Source organism: Budvicia aquatica DSM 5075 = ATCC 35567, assembly GCF_000427805.1.
Classification (GTDB): Bacteria; Pseudomonadota; Gammaproteobacteria; order Enterobacterales; family Enterobacteriaceae; genus Budvicia; species Budvicia aquatica.
The window spans coordinates 39,356-56,994 of sequence record NZ_ATYS01000023.1; the positions used below are offsets into that span (position 1 = coordinate 39,356).

A 17,639-nucleotide genomic window follows, 5' to 3' on the forward strand; every position below is an offset into this window, starting at 1 on the left:
TGATTATTCCCGCACACAAATAGTTACGTTTGGGTTGACTGGTACTTCACCAATAAACGAGGTCCAACCCAAGAGACAAGAGACGTCGTCGCTTAAATTCATTGTTGTTATTTGATCGGATGCCAGAGATAGTGTGATATCAAAAGCAAACTGGTCGCGCAGAATGAAAGAAACGAAATTTTTTAAAGGCTGGTAGTTATCACCAGTCGGTAGAAATGATAGATAGCGTTTAATCGAAAGGTTACCTAGGCAAAGCGTAAATTTACTGCTGCAATCGTGTAAATAGTCACCGATAACAAACGTATCACCGAGTTGTGAATTAGATATGCCTAAATTTGTTTGTTGATCCTCTGGAATTGGAACTATCCGTGGTTGCAGAGGGTTGATGTTGACATCGGATAGGTCAAAGCAATGAGCGATGATACCGCTCAAGACTTCTTGTGAGCGAGATGTGCCTGAAAGCATTCCTGCATAGGCCAGCATTTTTGTATGATTAACGTTTAACGTTCCTCGGATAGCTGCCTTCTCTAGACCAACCAAGGCAAACATTCTTTGAGAAAAGGGGTCATTCCCCCGATCTTTGAACGAAATGTAGTATCGATATTTTCGCCAAATCCGATGAAGTAACGTGACATCTCGATGGTTAAATAGATCCAAAAAATTATTTAGTCCCGCCTCATCTTGTGAATACTCCCAGGCTAAAGGTTCCAGATAAAAACCGGGCAGGGGAGATTGGCTTCCCTGTAAACCAAGAAAGTTTATGGCGAGATGGAAGCGGCCGTCGTCGTTTTGATAAAGTGATGTAAGATCGGAATGAGGAAAAGCCAGTGAACCACTGGCAGAAAAACAAATCAGTTCATCGTCTGGAGAAAGTTCTTTATCCAGGTAATCTTGCTTCCCTTCATTTTTATAAATTAACTCCAGGAGCTGATAAAAATTATATTTCTCAGGAACTATATCAGCGAGTGCTGACCGATTTTCATTGGCCATGTGTATCGCTCCTGATTATCCATGTTTATCATTGTTAATAAATGGTAAGAATTTAATGCGGCTACTTGTGAAAAAAATTGTGATAACACGGTACCGAATAAATACATCTCACCTTCAGAATTGAACGTCGATTGCTTTATAAAAATAGATGTTTCAAAGCCCCGAACCATCAATCCATCGGGTAATCTTCTCTCTGAGGGCTTGGTCTCCATTTTTTGGATACCGCTAAGTTGCTTAATCGCATTTTTTTCAGATTGACGATTATGTTGAGCCGGGAAGTTATAGCCCATTAGCATCTGTTTAAGTACTTCAGTATCTAGCAAAGACATGTAATTTTGCGCCAGATTAGAAATGGCCTTCCAGTACAAAGTGCTGTCTAATATTGGTGATAGTTGCATTGTTGGACGAGTGATGTTTTGCACTTTGATTACGTCTGCAAGTCCCTTATCAGTAATATGAGATATCTCACCAATATGAAGTTGAGCGGGCATATCTCTGTTGGTACACATCAGCCGTAATGAGATGATTTCATCCTTATTCTGCCAAAGCTCTTCATCACCTCTGACAAACGATAGCCAATGGGTGATTTTTTTATTTTTAATGTGTTGTGTCTGTTTTGATTGGTAATAGAGCCTTTGATAGCCTTTTTCTCGTTGTATCTGGTGTTTAAAACTGTTAAACGGGACGTAGGTATATTGATGCTGATTGCCATTGGTAGTTGAGCGACGATTACAGCTTTCAACATGTTCGACTGAAAAAATATCGTAATCTTCGGGATACTGATAGCTAGCGACAATAGGATATTGTGATTTTCTGCCATGAAGAATGATCGGCTCGCCATCATGATGAAAGAGATTTATCGCAGGAACACAGTTAATCTGAACGCTATCGTTGCGAAGCTTTAGTGATGGTGGAAACGAGCGACTAAAATTCACCTTGAGGCTGAATGTGGAATATTTTAAAGATTTTGGAAAAATATTTTTGTTTTCATGGGTGATGCGTAAAAAAAGAAAACCTTCATTAAAACAAAAATACTCTTGCAAGAGTCGATTACCGGTATTGGTATTCTCGGGATATGGGATCATGGCGTCGGAACGTTCGAACCCGACCAGGTTAAACTTTGGTGTTTCCAAAGGCAGCTCAACATCGTTGATAACAACCGAAGCAGAGGTGACGTAGTTAGTGAGCATCATATATAGCTGTGAGCCGATATAAGGATCTTGCCCAAGATAAAAACTGTATTGTTCTAAATCCAATGGTTCTGATGAGTGATTAAATGAGAAGGTCAATAATAGTGAATCAGAAGACTCTCGAACGATCTGACTTGATTCTAGCTTTGCCGGAGTTACGATTAAGTCTCGGCATATCTGAAATATACAAGCAGGTTGATCTGATGTAGACGTTGTGACTTGGGTTCCTTTAGGTATGAAGTTTATCCGATCGCTTAATGACGTCGCATTCATAATGGTTATGCTGGGCACCGGGCGTAGATAATTTGGCCATAGCAACTGGATCAAGTCTTGAGACAAATTTGGGAAATCTTGTTTGAGCTTTGCCTTTAAGGTTGCCGTCATATATGCCAGTCCATCGAGCATACGTTCAACGTCAGGGTCTTGCCCTTCTTCTATGAGAAATTGAGATAATTGAGGATTCATATCAGCAAAATCATGAATTGCTGATTTGATGAATGTCATTTCATCCTGAAATTGTTGCTGTAATGGCATAAAGTCCTTCAAATATCTAATAAATAATGCCGTTCATTATCAAGGCGAAGTTGAAATTCAACGTTCGTCGAACCCTGCTCATTTTGTATTGTTGCCGTAATATCAAAAAGCATGGTAAGAGGGTCATGATTATTGACCCTTGGTGTTACTGTCGCAGTCGATATGCGAGGTTCAAATTTTTCAATGCAGTCCTTTATGGACTTGCAAATAGTGATGTTTAGCTCTGTACTTGTTTGCGTGGCGTCATTTAGATCAATAACGCCTATTTCTTTGGTACTTTGGCTACTACCAGGCCGCGTATTAAGAATTCGAGTCAGGTTAAGCTTTATCGACAATAATGGATCCGTAGATACGCTATAATCATCTCTGTTTGCTTTAGCCCGAACTCTTTCGAATAGACTCCGTTTAGAGTCTTTAGACCATCTTAATAACGCGGCCATGGTATTTACACTTCCTAATCTTTGTCCAAACGTCCAACCAGCGACAGTTCAAAATTTGCACCCATGTATTTAAAATGCGGGCGAACTGATACGGAGACTTGATACCAGCCCGGATCGCCTTCAACATCAGATACGGTTATTTGAGCCGCACGCAATGGCCGGCGGCTGCGCACTTCTGCTGGTGGATTTTCTTGATCGGCAATGTATTGTTTTAACCAGGTATTGAGCTCACGTTCCAAGTCACCGCGCTCTTTCCAAGAGCCCAACTGTTCACGTTGTAAGACTTTAATATAGTGAGCAAGACGGTTGATAATAAACATATAGGGGAGTTGAGTGCCTAACTTATAGTTAGTTTCAGCCTGCTTGCCTTCCGGAGTATTAGGAAAGCGTTTAGGAATTTGCACTGAATTTGCAGAAAAGAATGCTGCGTTATCACTCCCCTTACGCATAGTTAATGCAATGAAACCTTGTTCAGCTAATTCAAACTCACGGCGATCGGTGATTAGGGTCTCTGTCGGAATTTTTGGCTGAATTTCACCCAATGATTCATATAGGTGAACAGGTAGATCTTCTACCGCTCCTCCGCTCTGTGGTCCGATAATATTTGGACACCAGCGATATTTCGCGAAAGAATCAGTAATCCGAGTACCCATAGTAAATGCAGTGTTAGCCCACAAGAAGTTTTCGTGGTTGGTATCAACATCTTCTGTGTAGTTGAAAGATTTAATCGGATTATCTGTATGTGAGTAGGGGAGTCGGGCTAGATAACGGCCAGCCACTAAACCTAAATAGCGAGCGTCCTCACTTTCTCGTAGTGCACGCCATTTTGTGTATACAGGGCTCTCAAAAATTGAGCTCAATTCTTTAATTGAAGAAAGCTCGGTATAGCTATCGATACCGAAGAATTTCGGTGAAACGGCTGAAATAAATGGCGCGTGGGCCATCGCGCCAACTGCGCTGACATATTTCATTAACTTCAGGTCTGGAGCACTGGCTGTATATGCATAGTTACCTAAAACCACACCAACGGGCTCGCCACCAAACTGGCCATAGGTATTGGAATAGATATGTTTGTAATAGCCTGTTTGAACAATTTCTGGGGCATATTCAAAATCTTCAAGAAGCTCTTCTTTTGTAGCGTGAATAAGATTGATTTTGATATTTTCGCGAAAATCAGTGCGATCCACTAAGAGCTTGATACCACGCCATGCACTTTCAATTTGCTGAAGTTGTTCATTGTGCAAAATGGCATCCATCTGTGTAGATAAAGTTTTATCTAACTCAGCGATCATTTGATCAACCAGAATTTTATTAACTGGTTCTTCGGTGTTCCCACTTTCCAGCATATTAGTGATAAACATGGCGACGCCTTGTTTAGCAACTTCATAGCCTTCATCGGATGGCTCAATGCGAGATTTTGCCATTATCTGTTCTAAAACACTTGGATTATGGGAAGTCGATTGGGCTTCTAAACTACGATCTTTTACTTGAGATTGAGACATACAAATTCCTTTCTCTGTCAGCAACATATAGTCATTCTGGCGGGGTTACTCGTGTTCTGGCTTATAAGCAGCTAGTTCTTCAAGAATTTTCTGCCGAGCTTTTTCATCTTTTAATACGTTCGCAATTTGCTCACGGAACCCTTTGATATTTCCCAATGGACCTTTTAATGCGACTAAGGCCTCTCTAAGTTCAAGAAGTGATTGCAATTCAGGAACTTGTTTTGCGATATTATCTGGTGAAAAGTCCTGCAAGTTTTTGATATTCAGTTTGACAGTAAGATCTTCTTCTGCGTCTTCTTTGAGCGTATTCGGCACGGCTAAAGTCAGGCTGATTTCTGATTTTTCCATAACGTCATTAAAGTTGTTCTTATCAATAGAAATTGCAGGCCTATCTTCAATCGAAGTTTCTTCTGTTCTGCCTTTATGATCGCCAATGACCACCATATTCAATGGTAATTCTTTTTCAGCTACCTGACCGCCGGTCGCTGGTTTGAACTTGATATTAATTCGTTCTTTTGGTGCAACACTTACGCTTTTATTACCACTCATAGGACAGTCCTTTTATTACATTCATTTCCGACAAAGATATTTAGAAAACATACAACAAAAGGCCACCCGATTATGGAAACAGTGAGGGTGGCATATACATACGCATTTATCTTAGGACATAATAATTATCACAAATTTTTAGTGTAATCTAGAAGATATTACTCGTTTCCTAAAAGGAACGACATATTTATGATTTTTTAAAAAACCTGTCATTATTACGAGCTGTATTCATTAATAGACAGGGTTATAATGACGGCATTTATATTTTGAAAATATAGATTGCCGATAGAGTATTTCTAACCATATTGGCCTATTTGATATTGGCTGATTTAATAATGAAGTTTTAAGGAGAGAACTGAATGCCAACCCCATGTTATATTTCAATCGAAGGGAAAACTCAGGGTAATATTACCGCTGGAGCTTTTACCGCTGAGTCTGTTGGTAATATTTTTGTGGAAGGTCATGAGGATGAAATGTTAGTGCAAGAATTTCTGCACAACGTTACCGTACCTACAGACCCACAATCAGGACAACCATCTGGCCAACGGGCGCATAAACCTTTTATTTTCACTGTTGCTTTAAATAAAGCCGTTCCACTGCTTTATAATGCGCTGGCTTCAGGTGAGATGCTGCCTAAGGTTCAATTGAAATGGTACCGTACTTCGATCGAAGGTAAACAAGAGCATTTCTTTACTACATCGCTGGAAGACGCGACTATTGTCGATATTAATCTGCACATGCCTCACTGTCAGGAACCGACTCAAAAAGAGTTTACTCAATTAATGGCCGTATCTCTGGCATATCGTAAAATTGTTTGGGAACACACCGTCGCTGGAACTTCTGGTTCTGATGATTGGAGAGCTCCACTCGAGTCATAATAATTATAATCCGCCCGCCTTCGTCGAGGGCGGATTAATAGCTATGTTATTAATTCATAATATAGCTATTACTTTAGAAGCATAAAGAATGATTAATGTCGAGAGAAATAGATTAAAACGGACTAAGAAAAAAGTAACCTCGTAATACTTTATACCTTGGTAATTAATACATGTATTTTAATGATCAAGGTATTGATGTTTCTAACGGGGTAGCCTGTTTTTATCCTACAACGAATAAAATGCAGCATCGAGGCACTATTTTCTGCTGTAATATTTCTTCGCTTGTTATTTCATTGTCATTATTGTGAGATTTATCTGGTTTACTGGGGATGGTTGGATATTTATCGTTAATTTCTTTAGTAAGGCTTGTTTGAAATAATTAATCAGGTTGATTAATGGTGAAATTACCTCCACTAAGTTTTAATGTGGTTAGGGTGATGATTTTAACTGTAACTATAATTTATTGCGTTAATATAACGATATAAATAATGATATAGCTATGTATTTCGTTCTCCCATCCATGCTCCGCATCGTTGGCGATTTTATACTTATGCATTTTCAGGCTTATGACATACACGAGTCCATCTTGTTAACTAAACGAGTCGGATATGAGCTTAATTAAATATAGCTATCTACGTGTTTTTATAATTAACCTCATAGGAACTAAATGGCTGAGCTTATCCCTGCGCTAAACAGTTGTACTGAAAAAATGATGCCCGGAGAACGCCGCTTGGCCAAGCGACTCGAAGCCTCTCTCGATAATAACTGTCTATGTTGGTACGACATTCCTGTCGGTCAACAACAACAACGTTACCCAGACTTTATTATTCTGAACCCGGAACGTGGATTACTATTCTTAGAAGTGAAAGATTGGCGAATTGAGAACTTACATAAGATAGACAAAACTCGAGTGGAATATGGCCGTGCCACCTTAGTTAATCCGATTGAGCAAGTTCGTCAGTGTAGCTATACCGTGATAAATCAGCTCAAGACCGACAGGCAATTATTACAACAGGATGACCGCTATAAAGGGAGTCTGTGCATCGCCTATGGTTATGGGGTCTTTTTTAGCCATATCACACGTAAACAGTTAAATAACGCCATACCTATCGACGAGCAAGTTAACCTTCTTCCTCCTCATTTAGTTATTTGCAGTGATGAAATTACTGACTCTGTCAGCCATGAATCATTTAATCAGGCGCTTTGGGCGCTATTTCCCTATCAATTTAAAACGGCACTCACGTCAGTCCAACGTGACCGTATTCGTTGGCATCTCTTTCCTGAAATTCGCATTACTCATACTCAGGCTGATTTATTCCATACTGATGAGACAGATGTGGGCAAGGGCTCTTATCAATCAGCACCGGACATCATCCGAATCATGGATATTCAACAAGAATTACTGTCCCGCAGTTTGGGGGAAGGGCATCGAGTAATTCACGGCGTTGCAGGTTCAGGCAAAACACTGATATTACTGTACCGATGTCTGTATCTTGCCGAAGTGTTGGCCTCTCCTATTTTAGTCCTTTGCTACAATACGACGTTAGCGGCTCGATTAAAATGTCAAATTGCTGAGCGAGGGCTGGATAATCGGGTACAAGTATTTCATTTTCATGGATGGTGCAAAGATCAATGCCAACAATATAATGTTAAGGTTGATGCTTTGGAGAGCAATCCTTGGGAGCAACATGTAGAGGCCGTTATAGATGCAGTGAAAGAAGGTAAGATACCTAAGGAGCAATACGGTGCACTTTTGATTGACGAGGGACATGATTTTGATTCTGCCTGGTTAGCGCTAGTTACTCAAATGGTGGATACAAAAACGAATGCACTTCTTTTCATGTATGATGACGCCCAATCTATTTATAGAAAACGTGGCGCATTAGGATTCTCTCTAGCCAGTGTGGGTATTCAAGCCCAGGGGCGCACATCTGTATTACGACTGAATTACCGTAATACTAAAGAGATCCTCGGATTCTCCTATCGCTTTGCACAGCAATATTTTGATTCACGTGATGATATGCATACGGCATTTATGCCACCAGAGGCGGCGGGAATACAAGGTGTGGCCCCCGAATTAAAGTCATTTGAATCGTTATCTAAAGAAGTCTCCTATCTTATATCATGGATAAAACACGAGTATTCCGAGGGCGTTTGTTGGCGGGATATGGCTATTCTTTGCCCTTCTAACAGCGTCGGTAAATACCTTGAAAAAGCACTGGCTGATACTGATATTCCTCACCGTCACTTTTTTACTGCATATGATAAAAAACGGTATAATCCTTCAGATGACTGCGTGGGTATTTTTCCCTTACCCAGTAGCAAAGGATTAGAGTTTCATTCAGTCGCAATTATCGATAGTAGTCATATCCTTAATGATAGCAGTGATTTAGCAGATGAAGCTCGCCGCTTATATGTCGGATTTACGCGTGCAACTCAGCGGTTGCTGGTGACCTGGCATAAAAATAATGAGCTTAGTACAAGTCTGGAAAATTCATTCAGTAATTGTGGTTGTTAGCGATATTCACTTCATCAAGGTTCAACTAGACTAATCTGTTTGTTTTTTTGTCTTGCTTGAATTGAGCTCGGTGGAATAAACAAATGTATGTGTCTTCACCGATACCGGGGTATCCCGTGAAAATGGGCCTATATACTAGTCAGCCTCTCGCATGACATTTCACTTATGGGGCAGTAGCGTAATTTAGTGGAAATAATTTCAGGAACAAATCACTTTACACACGCCTGTTATTTAGTCTTAATCACCTTATTGATGGACTGGCAGAATGACTATTTTGGTTGAAGGTTTCTATGTGGTTCTTAAAATTTTTATTTAAAAAGCGTTTTGATTCAGAATTTGTCGAGCAGCTTTTCCTGTCACTCTCTGAACGCATTAGTGATTTAGAGATCGTCTGGAAAAAGGGTGGCTCAGTCGTTGTGAAGTCAGACGCTTCATCGGCCATGATTAAAAAAGGCAAGAAAGTGCTTTTTGTTCAAAATTCGCGTGGCGGATGGGTTGATTTATTGTTTGCCGGAGAAGACCGACAGGCTTTGACTGAGGTGATTAAGCAATACAAACTGGGGCAAGAAAAACCTAATTTTGCTCCCGGTATTATTTTGGCAGTGATTTACCTTTTATTAGCCCTAAGCTCTTTAAATGTCAATGAAGGAACCGTCGAAATAGTATACCGCGTTTCCATTGCTACCGTGGTGCTGGGAACGGCGCTAATGGTGATGGGCTATTCATCAAACTGGTCTAATAATGTGCGTAGCTTATGTGCCACTATTTGGATTATGGGAATGATTATTGCCGTGCCCACTTCTTTGCTGCTGTTACCTCTGGTTATGGCCTCTAATCGACAGCAATTGACCCGCTTATATCATTAAGCTTATCGGTGGATAGCTGTTCACCTATATTCAACGATAGCGCTTCTCGCTGTAAGCGCTATCCGCTAAACTTGTATTTAATAATTTATTAAATTTCATCAAGCAAAAGAGGTTATTCATGTATCAAGATCTGATCCGCAGTGAATTGAATGAAGCAGCCGATGTTTTACAAAAATTCCTGAGTGATGATGCCAATATAGAATCAGTACAACGCGCTGCTCTATTGTTAGCTGATTCTTTTAAAGCCGGTGGCAAAGTCCTCTCCTGTGGTAACGGTGGCTCTCACTGTGACGCCATGCACTTTGCCGAAGAACTTACGGGTCGCTACCGTGAAAATCGTCCAGGGTACCCGGCAATTGCAATTTCAGATCCGAGCCATATCTCTTGCGTCAGTAATGATTTTGGCTATGACTATATATTCTCGCGTTATCTTGAAGCGGTAGGCCGTGAAGGGGATGTATTGTTCGGTTTATCAACGTCCGGTAATTCAGCAAATATTTTAAAAGCGATTGAAGCTGCCCGAGCTAAAGGGATGAAAGTGATCGTGCTGACGGGTAAAGATGGCGGCAAGATGGATGGCTTGGCTGATGTTGAAGTACGAATTCCTCATTTTGGTTATGCAGACCGCATTCAGGAAGTTCATATTAAAGTTATCCATATCCTAATGTTACTCGTTGAAAAAGAGATGGTTAAATAGTCGCTGTTATTAGTGGGTATTTTTCGTTGAAAGGTGGAGGCCGGTATGTGTGAGTTGCTCGGAATGAGTGCTAATGTGCCAACGGATATTTGTTTTAGCTTTACCGGCCTGATTCAACGCGGTGGCCGTACCGGGCCACACAAAGATGGCTGGGGTATTACTTTTTATGAAGGGAAAGGATGTCGGACATTCAGAGATCCTCAACCGAGTTATAATTCTCCGATAGCGAAGTTAGTGCAGGACTACCCGATTAAGTCCTGTGCAGTGATATCCCACATTCGCCAGGCAAATCGCGGGGCGGTGGCGTTAGAGAATACCCATCCTTTTACGCGTGAACTTTGGGGTAAAAACTGGACCTTTGCGCATAATGGCCAATTGAGCGGGTATCGTGGATTAAAGATGCCATTCTTTCAGCCAATCGGTGAGACTGACAGTGAGTATGCTTTCTGTTGGTTATTGGAACAGCTAAAACAACGTTATCCGCGTAAGCCCGGAAACTGGCCGGCGGTATTTAAATTTATTGCTGAGTGTGCTGCACAGCTAAGGGAAAAGGGCATATTCAATATGCTGCTTTCAGATGGTCATTACGTGATGGCTTACTGCTCAACCAATTTATATTGGTTAACCCGAAGAGCGCCGTTTGGCAAAGCGACATTACTCGATGAAGATGTTGAGATTGATTTTCAAAAGCAGACAACACCGGATGATGTCGTCACGTTGATTGCTACTCAGCCACTAACCGGTAATGAACAATGGCAAAAAATCCCGCCGGGAGAATTTGCCCTGTTTCATTTCGGCGAGCGAGTGCTTTAGTGAGCAAAAGGATTACGCTGATCTTGGGTGTGGTTACTCGCCAGTAATCCCTGAGGGGCTAAATCGTAGCGCCCATTATTCACCACCATGGTTGGCGGCAGGCGGTTTTTCTCAAAGAAGTCGTAGCCGGTTTTAAGCTGCTGCCAAAATTCATAATGCACATTGTGGCTATAACGCTGCATATTTTCTTCGGTCATGCGAAATGGGAATATATTTACATCCACTTCCGGCTGGCCGTTGATCAGCGCATATTCAATAAACTGGTAGATCTCTGCAATTTGTTTATTGGTCATCGCATAGCAGCCTTCGGATACACAATCACCGTGGACCATTAGATGCTTACCGGTAAAACCATGGGCCTGATCGTATTGATTCGGATAACCAATATTAAATGAACGATAGAATTTACTGTTAGGGTTGAGGCTTTTCATCGTCACCTGATAAAAACCCTCAGGACTTTTAAAGTCGCCCTGAATACGTTTTGGTCCTAATCCGCCAGAGTAATTACATACCGGATACGACTGAACTAATTTATAGCCACCCTGATTTTTAACAAATAGCTCCAGAGTCTTGTCTTCTTTTATAATCCGGATATAGACTGGTAAGCCTAATAGTTTTTGTTTTTCTGGTGACATTTGTGGTGCTGTTGGCTGTTCTACTGTTGGCGCTTCTGCATTTGAATAAAATGAAATCGGCGACAATAATAATAGGCTGAGCATTAATATGTATTTGCCCATGGTTCTTCCTGTTGTTAACGGCATATATCCGGATAGTTAATTAATACAATATTGCTATATTTATAACCAATTTTCTTGCGCGCTAGTGTAAGTCAGATTATAGAAAAAGAGTAATTCTTTTTTTATGATAAATTGTTATTTTTGTTTTTAACATTATGTATATTAAGGTAAAAAGTTTGAAGATTTTATCTAATTCATTGATGTCATTATTAGTTTTTGGCCTCTCTATTTTTCTTACGGCATGTAATCCTCAACAATCGTCAATTAACGGTCAAACCATGGGGACTTATTATTCGATTAAATATGTTGGAAATTCGGATTTGCCTGATGAAAAGACCTTACAAAAAGAAGTGGATAAATTACTAGAACAGGTTAATGACCAGATGTCGACTTATCGGCCGAACTCCGAATTAAGCCGATTTAATAGTAGCCGTGAGGTTAATCAGCCATTCCCGGTTTCAGCGGCGACGGTAAAAGTCATTAACGAAGCCATTCGGATTAATCAGCTAAGTCAGGGAACCTTAGATATTACCGTTGGGCCGTTAGTCAATTTATGGGGATTTGGTCCGGAAAATCGCCCGGATGAAGTTCCTTCAGACAGTGAACTGGAAAAACGTAAAGCTTGGGTTGGTATGGATAAATTCAGCGTTGAGGGAAATACGCTGATCAAACATGTTCCTGAACTCTATCTTGACCTGTCAGCCATTGCTAAAGGCTATGGCGTTGATGTTATCGCTGAATATCTGACATCGTTAGGTATCAATAATTATATGGTTGATATTGGCGGGGAAGTCCGGACTAAGGGACTGAACGATCGCAAAAAACCGTGGCGTATTGCGATTGAAAAACCGGTCGCCGGCATCGAGCAAAATGTTCAAGTCATTGTTGAGCCGGGGGATATGGCTATGGCGACATCCGGTGATTATAGGAATTTCTTCGAGGTCAACGGCGTTCGTTATTCCCATACCATAGACCCGCGCACCGGCAGGCCGATATCGAATAATATTGTATCTATAACGGTAATGGATTCATCTTGTATGACTGCAGATGGTCTTTCTACTGCCCTAGGCGTTCTGGGGGAAGAAAAGGCCATCATACTGGCTAATCAGCTGAATATACCGGTTATGATTATTACAAAGTCGGCTGAGGGGTTTTCTGAACACTATTCTGACAGCTTTAAAGCTAAGTTAATCAAACAGTAAGTTCCCGCATTTAGACAGACTTGAGCTATTATCGTTTAGCCTGTATATTTATACAGTCTTAATGGTGATGGCTAAAGGTGAGTTGTGCGTAAAATCATACATATTGATATGGATTGTTTTTATGCGGCAGTTGAAATGCGCGACGATCCTTCATTGGCTAATATTCCCATTGCCGTCGCTGGTCGTTCTGAGCAGCGCGGGGTGGTAAGTACCGCAAACTATATGGCTCGTCGTTATGGCGTTCATAGCGCAATGCCGGTAGCTCAGGCGCGCAAACTTTGCCCGCATCTAAAAATTCTACCCGGCCGCATGGCTGTGTATAAAGCCATTTCACATCAGATCCATGAAATATTCCTGCGTTACACCTCAATCATCGAACCACTCTCTTTAGATGAAGCCTATCTGGATGTGACCGACTGCTTAAAATTTAACGGCTCAGCGACGCTAATTGCGCAAGATATCCGACAGGCTATCTTTAATGAATTAAAACTAACGGCCTCAGCCGGCGTTGCATCGATTAAATTTTTAGCCAAAATTGCCTCGGATATTAATAAACCTAACGGGCAATATGTTATTGCTCCCGGCCAAATAGCCGATTTTTTGGCACAGTTACCATTAACTAAAATATCCGGGGTCGGGAAGGTTACCGGTAGTAAGCTGGCTGAGCTTGGGCTGTACACCTGCACAGACGTTCAAAATTATAATTTAGCCGATCTGTTACGCCGGTTTGGTAAGTTTGGCCGCGTTTTGTATGAACGCTGCAATGGGATTGATGAACGGGCGGTGTGTAGCGATCGCCAGCGTAAGTCGATTGGTGTTGAAACGACGTTGTCTAAAGATATTCATGACTGGGATAGCTGCCTGAGCGTGATTGACGGTCTGTATACGGAATTGGAACGGCGTTTGTCGAATGTCAATCCGGACCTAAGAATTGCCCGTCAGGGTGTTAAACTTAAGTTTGATGATTTTCAGTTAACCACGCAGGAACACGTTTGGCAGAAGCTCGACAGAGAAGATTTGTTAACCGTCGCTGAACAGGTTTGGCAGCAAAGGCGTAATAACCGGGGAGTCAGGCTGGTTGGCCTTCATGTAACCTTGATTGATCCTCAAATAGACCGACAGTTGGCGCTATTTTCATAGCCCGATTATGGCCAGTCGACTGTTTTATCGATTCAGACGATTATTGTTTAAAACAATAATGGCGGGAATTGCTCCCGCCATTGTTCATCAGCTATCAATATCAAATACTATTAATTGCGCTCAGGAATCGATTTAAGCAATTGAGTCAGCAACTGCCAGTAACGTGCAACGCTCGGAATATGAACCTGCTCATCCGGTGAGTGCGGGCCGGTAATCGTTGGTCCAATAGAGACCATATCCATATCAGGATAAGGGCGTTTGAACAGACCGCACTCCAGTCCGGCATGAATCACCATAATATTGGGTGTGGTATCAAACAGTTTTTTATAGCTATCACGAACCAGGCTCATAATCGGAGATTCAGGGTCTGGCTGCCAGCCAGGATAACCGCCTTTAGCACTGGTTTGTGCACCGGCCAACTGCCCCAGAGAGATCAGCATATCGGCCACATACTCTTTTCCGCTATCGATTAGCGAACGAATCAGATAAATAACCTGTGCCTGATCCTGATCGGTTGTTACAACACCAAGGTTAAGGGATGTTTCTACCACGCCTTTTACCGAGTCACTCATACGAATAACGCCATTCGGGCTGGCATTGAGTAATCCAATCAGGCGAGATTGGCTATCCGCGGTCAGTGCTTTCAGCCCGCATTCGGTAGGCTCAACGACCAGCGCCAGATTTTTTTCAACTGCGGATAATTCGTGTTTGATTACGCTGAGATAATCGGAAATAGCCTGTTTTAGTCGGTCAACATTACCCGCCGGAAGGCTTAAAACTACGGTTGCTTCACGAGGAATCGCGTTACGTAAGGTACCACCGTTGAAGGATAACAGACGTAATCCAAGGGATTCAGCATTAGCAAATAAGAAGCGCGACATTAACTTATTTGCATTACCCAAGCCTAAATGGATATCTCCGCCGGAGTGACCGCCTTTTAAGCCTTTTAATGAGAGCTTAAATAGTTGATGGCCTGCGGGTATATCTTCGCGGCTGAGGGGTAAATTAGTCTTACAGTCAACGCCACCGGCACAGCCCATATAAATCTCGCCTTCGGTTTCAGAGTCTGTATTAATTAGGATCTCACTCTGTAGCCAGTTAGGCTGTAGGCCAAATGCACCGTCCATACCGGTTTCTTCCGTCATGGTCAGTAACACTTCAATCGGGCCATGAGACAGACTGTCATCGGAAAGAACGGCCAACGCTGAGGCCATTCCAATTCCATTATCTGCACCTAACGTTGTTCCACGCGCTTTAACCCATTGACCGTCAACATAAGCCTGAATCGGATCTTTCTCAAAGTCATGCTCGGTATCATTATTTTTTTGCGGAACCATATCCAGATGGGCCTGTAGCACCACTGATTTACGATTCTCCATACCGGCAGTTGCAGGCTTACGAATCAGGATGTTACCCACAGCATCACGTTCAACGTGAAGTTTTTTCTCTTTAGCCCAATCAACAATATGATTAGCTAAAGCTTCTTCATGCTTCGATGGGTGTGGAATAGAGCAAATTTTTGCAAAGTGTTGCCATAAAATGGTTGGCGTAAGTTGAGCTAAATCAGACACGATAAATCTCCTGTAAAGATGTTTTGCTCTGTGACCGTGGATTACCGGTACGATTGACGATAAAAATAAGCGGGTAGCTACAGATAGAATGTGTTAGCTAGTTGTAAGACAGAATAACACTTAAAGAACAAAGTTTTTCTTAGTAAATGCGTTTATTGGTCACGCTTTTGTCTTTTTTTTCACTAAATGAATACTATTTGACCATAAGATAGCCATGACTGAAATGGGCTTGCTTTGAGAGATAAACCTGTTGATCGTTGTTGAGCGATTTGTTCACTATAATTAACTCATTGGGATGTAGACCAATTGGAGAAATTTTATGACAGATACACTTTTTGCCATACCGCTGGTAACGATTAGCGGTGAAAAACGTACATTAGCGGATTATTCTGCCAAAGCAATCTTAGTGGTGAATACCGCCAGTGAATGTGGTTTTACTCCGCAATATAAAGGTCTAGAACAGCTATGGCAGGCTTATAAAGATCGAGGGTTGATGATTCTTGGTTTTCCGTGCAACCAGTTTGGCCGACAGGAGAAGGGGAGTAACCAGGAGATAGCCGCTTTTTGTGAAGTTAATTTTGGCGTCAGTTTTCCGCTGTTTGAGAAAATTGACGTCAATGGTGAAGATGCTCATCCCCTGTATGTTTATTTAAAAAAACAGGCGCCGGGCGTGTTAGGTAGTGAGAAGATTAAGTGGAACTTCACTAAGTTTCTGCTCAGTAATCAAGGCAAAACAATTGAGCGCTTCTCTCCGACGACTAAGCCTGAAGAACTTAAGGCCAAAATTGAGGCAATACTCAAGTAATGTTCTCTTGGCTGATGACGGGCTTGTCTCTATCTGGAAGCAGATAAGTTTATATTTCTCTGACAGAACCGCTGGTTTTTATGGGCCAGCCTCTTTATAATCCCCTGCAACTTTTTTCCCCTGATTTTATAGGCCACCAGACTGGCTTGGATACGATTGATATGAGCGAAAAATACGTCGTCACTTGGGATATGTTGCAAATGGAAGCCCGCAAACTGGCCCGCCGTTTACTGCCAAGAGAACAATGGAAAGGTATTATTGCGGTAAGCCGCGGTGGATTAGTGCCTGCAGCGCTTTTGGCGCGTGAGCTGGGTATTCGCCATGTTGATACCGTTTGTATTTCAAGCTATGACCATGATAATCAACGCGAAATGAATATTATAAAACGCGCTGAAGGTGATGGTGACGGCTTTATCGTCATTGATGATCTTGTTGATACCGGCGGTACGGCGAAAGCAATTCGCGATATGTATCCAAAAGCGCATTTTGTCACTATTTTCGCCAAGCCTGCGGGTAAGCCATTGGTTGATGATTACGTTGTTGATATCCCACAAGACACATGGATTGAACAACCATGGGATATGGGCATTACTTTCGTTAAGCCAATTGGCGATAACTGATTGATAGTGAATATATAGCTAACGCTGAATCAAAGAAAACCGGCCATCTGGCCGGTTTTTTATCGCCAGTATCCCGACTAATCAGCAATATTCAGGATAATAATACCGTCTTCATCGGCATAAATATGATCGCCATCGTTAATAGTCTGTCCGGCAAATTCCAGCGGTTGGCCAAGGACTCCCTCTTTTAATTTAATCGGCCCCATCGGCACTGAACCTAATGCTTTTACTCCTATGGGTAATAAAGCCAGTTCGGCACTATCCCGGATAAAGCCGTAAATGATTGCCCCCTGCCAGCCATTATTGACTAGGTTTGCCCCCAGGTTGTCTCCCAGCAGTGCACAACGAGCGCTTCCTCCGCCGTCAACAACCAGAATCCTTCCATTGCCCGGCGTTAAACTCAGCGCTTTTACTGAGGTATTGTCTTCAAAACACTTTATGGTGGCCGCTTTACCGTTGAAGGTTTTTTTTCCGCCAAAATCATTGAAAATGGGTGATAGCATCCTGATTTGTTCTCTGTATTCATCACACAGATCGGCAACTTTGACGAGATTGTTATTATTATTCATGGTTAGTTCCTACAAAAA

General features: G+C 41.9%; 17 protein-coding genes. 9 read left to right on the forward strand and 8 right to left on the reverse strand.

Annotation, left to right across the window (positions count from 1 at the left end):
• Positions 1-3: 3 nt before the first annotated feature.
• The 5 genes from tssG to tssB are packed head-to-tail and all read right to left on the reverse strand — an operon-like array spanning position 4 to position 5,205.
• A complete protein-coding gene (gene tssG, locus YWE_RS0110535; protein WP_029094496.1) occupies positions 4-990 on the reverse strand; it encodes a type VI secretion system baseplate subunit TssG in 987 nt (328 codons plus the stop codon).
• Positions 954-2,714 carry a type VI secretion system baseplate subunit TssF gene (gene tssF / locus YWE_RS0110540; protein WP_029094497.1) on the reverse strand — a complete coding sequence of 587 codons (1,761 nt, stop codon included), beginning with the start codon at positions 2,712-2,714 and terminating at the stop codon, positions 954-956. The genes tssG and tssF overlap by 37 nt, the downstream gene beginning before the upstream one ends.
• 8 nt (positions 2,715-2,722) lie before the next feature.
• Positions 2,723-3,154, reverse strand: a complete 432-nt coding sequence (gene tssE, locus YWE_RS0110545) for a type VI secretion system baseplate subunit TssE (RefSeq protein ID WP_029094498.1) — start codon at positions 3,152-3,154, stop codon at positions 2,723-2,725.
• Between the two features lie 14 nt (positions 3,155-3,168).
• Positions 3,169-4,656: a type VI secretion system contractile sheath large subunit gene (tssC, locus tag YWE_RS0110550; RefSeq protein ID WP_036015715.1), complete on the reverse strand. Its 1,488-nt coding sequence runs from the start codon at positions 4,654-4,656 to the stop codon at positions 3,169-3,171.
• Positions 4,657-4,701: 45 nt separating this feature from the next.
• A complete protein-coding gene (tssB, locus tag YWE_RS0110555; RefSeq protein ID WP_029094500.1) occupies positions 4,702-5,205 on the reverse strand; it encodes a type VI secretion system contractile sheath small subunit in 504 nt (167 codons plus the stop codon).
• A 359-nt stretch (positions 5,206-5,564) separates the two neighbouring features.
• On the opposite strand from tssB, the gene YWE_RS0110560 reads away from it, so the two are divergent.
• The 5 genes from YWE_RS0110560 (at position 5,565) to YWE_RS0110580 (ending at position 10,977) form a co-directional block, all read left to right on the forward strand.
• The gene (locus YWE_RS0110560) at positions 5,565-6,083 is read left to right on the forward strand and encodes an Hcp family type VI secretion system effector (protein ID WP_029094501.1); all 519 of its coding nucleotides are present in this window, start codon (positions 5,565-5,567) and stop codon (positions 6,081-6,083) included.
• A gap of 667 nt (positions 6,084-6,750) precedes the next feature.
• Positions 6,751-8,601, forward strand: a complete 1,851-nt coding sequence (locus YWE_RS0110565; protein WP_029094502.1) for a 3'-5' exonuclease — start codon at positions 6,751-6,753, stop codon at positions 8,599-8,601.
• Between the two features lie 290 nt (positions 8,602-8,891).
• Complete coding sequence (locus YWE_RS0110570) at positions 8,892-9,467, forward strand: hypothetical protein (protein ID WP_029094503.1); 576 nt, start codon at positions 8,892-8,894, stop codon at positions 9,465-9,467.
• 118 nt (positions 9,468-9,585) lie between these two features.
• On the forward strand, positions 9,586-10,164 hold the full coding sequence (gene lpcA, locus YWE_RS0110575) for a D-sedoheptulose 7-phosphate isomerase (protein WP_029094504.1): 579 nt from the start codon (positions 9,586-9,588) through the stop codon (positions 10,162-10,164).
• 45 nt (positions 10,165-10,209) lie between these two features.
• The gene (locus YWE_RS0110580) at positions 10,210-10,977 is read left to right on the forward strand and encodes a class II glutamine amidotransferase (protein ID WP_029094505.1); all 768 of its coding nucleotides are present in this window, start codon (positions 10,210-10,212) and stop codon (positions 10,975-10,977) included.
• Here the strand turns inward: YWE_RS0110580 and YWE_RS0110585 are convergent.
• A complete protein-coding gene (locus YWE_RS0110585) occupies positions 10,974-11,714 on the reverse strand; it encodes a L,D-transpeptidase family protein (RefSeq protein WP_029094506.1) in 741 nt (246 codons plus the stop codon). The genes YWE_RS0110580 and YWE_RS0110585 overlap by 4 nt on opposite strands.
• A gap of 200 nt (positions 11,715-11,914) precedes the next feature.
• On the opposite strand from YWE_RS0110585, the gene YWE_RS0110590 reads away from it, so the two are divergent.
• Positions 11,915-12,916: an FAD:protein FMN transferase gene (locus tag YWE_RS0110590; RefSeq protein ID WP_036015719.1), complete on the forward strand. Its 1,002-nt coding sequence runs from the start codon at positions 11,915-11,917 to the stop codon at positions 12,914-12,916.
• Positions 12,917-13,000: 84 nt separating this feature from the next.
• Positions 13,001-14,056: a DNA polymerase IV gene (gene dinB / locus YWE_RS0110595; RefSeq protein WP_029094508.1), complete on the forward strand. Its 1,056-nt coding sequence runs from the start codon at positions 13,001-13,003 to the stop codon at positions 14,054-14,056.
• Between the two features lie 110 nt (positions 14,057-14,166).
• Here dinB and YWE_RS0110600 read toward each other — a convergent pair whose 3' ends face one another.
• Entirely contained in the window at positions 14,167-15,627 is a 1,461-nt protein-coding gene (locus YWE_RS0110600; protein WP_029094509.1) for an aminoacyl-histidine dipeptidase, read from the reverse strand.
• 319 nt (positions 15,628-15,946) lie between these two features.
• On the opposite strand from YWE_RS0110600, the gene YWE_RS0110605 reads away from it, so the two are divergent.
• Together YWE_RS0110605 and gpt are read left to right on the forward strand one after the other, a co-directional pair.
• The gene (locus YWE_RS0110605; RefSeq protein WP_029094510.1) at positions 15,947-16,432 is read left to right on the forward strand and encodes a glutathione peroxidase; all 486 of its coding nucleotides are present in this window, start codon (positions 15,947-15,949) and stop codon (positions 16,430-16,432) included.
• Between the two features lie 161 nt (positions 16,433-16,593).
• Positions 16,594-17,052 (forward strand): xanthine phosphoribosyltransferase, encoded by a 459-nt coding sequence (gene gpt / locus YWE_RS0110610; protein ID WP_029094511.1) that lies wholly within the window; start codon positions 16,594-16,596, stop codon positions 17,050-17,052.
• 77 nt (positions 17,053-17,129) lie between these two features.
• Here gpt and rraA read toward each other — a convergent pair whose 3' ends face one another.
• On the reverse strand, positions 17,130-17,621 hold the full coding sequence (rraA, locus tag YWE_RS0110615; protein WP_029094512.1) for a ribonuclease E activity regulator RraA: 492 nt from the start codon (positions 17,619-17,621) through the stop codon (positions 17,130-17,132).
• Between the last annotated feature and the right edge of the window lie 18 nt (positions 17,622-17,639).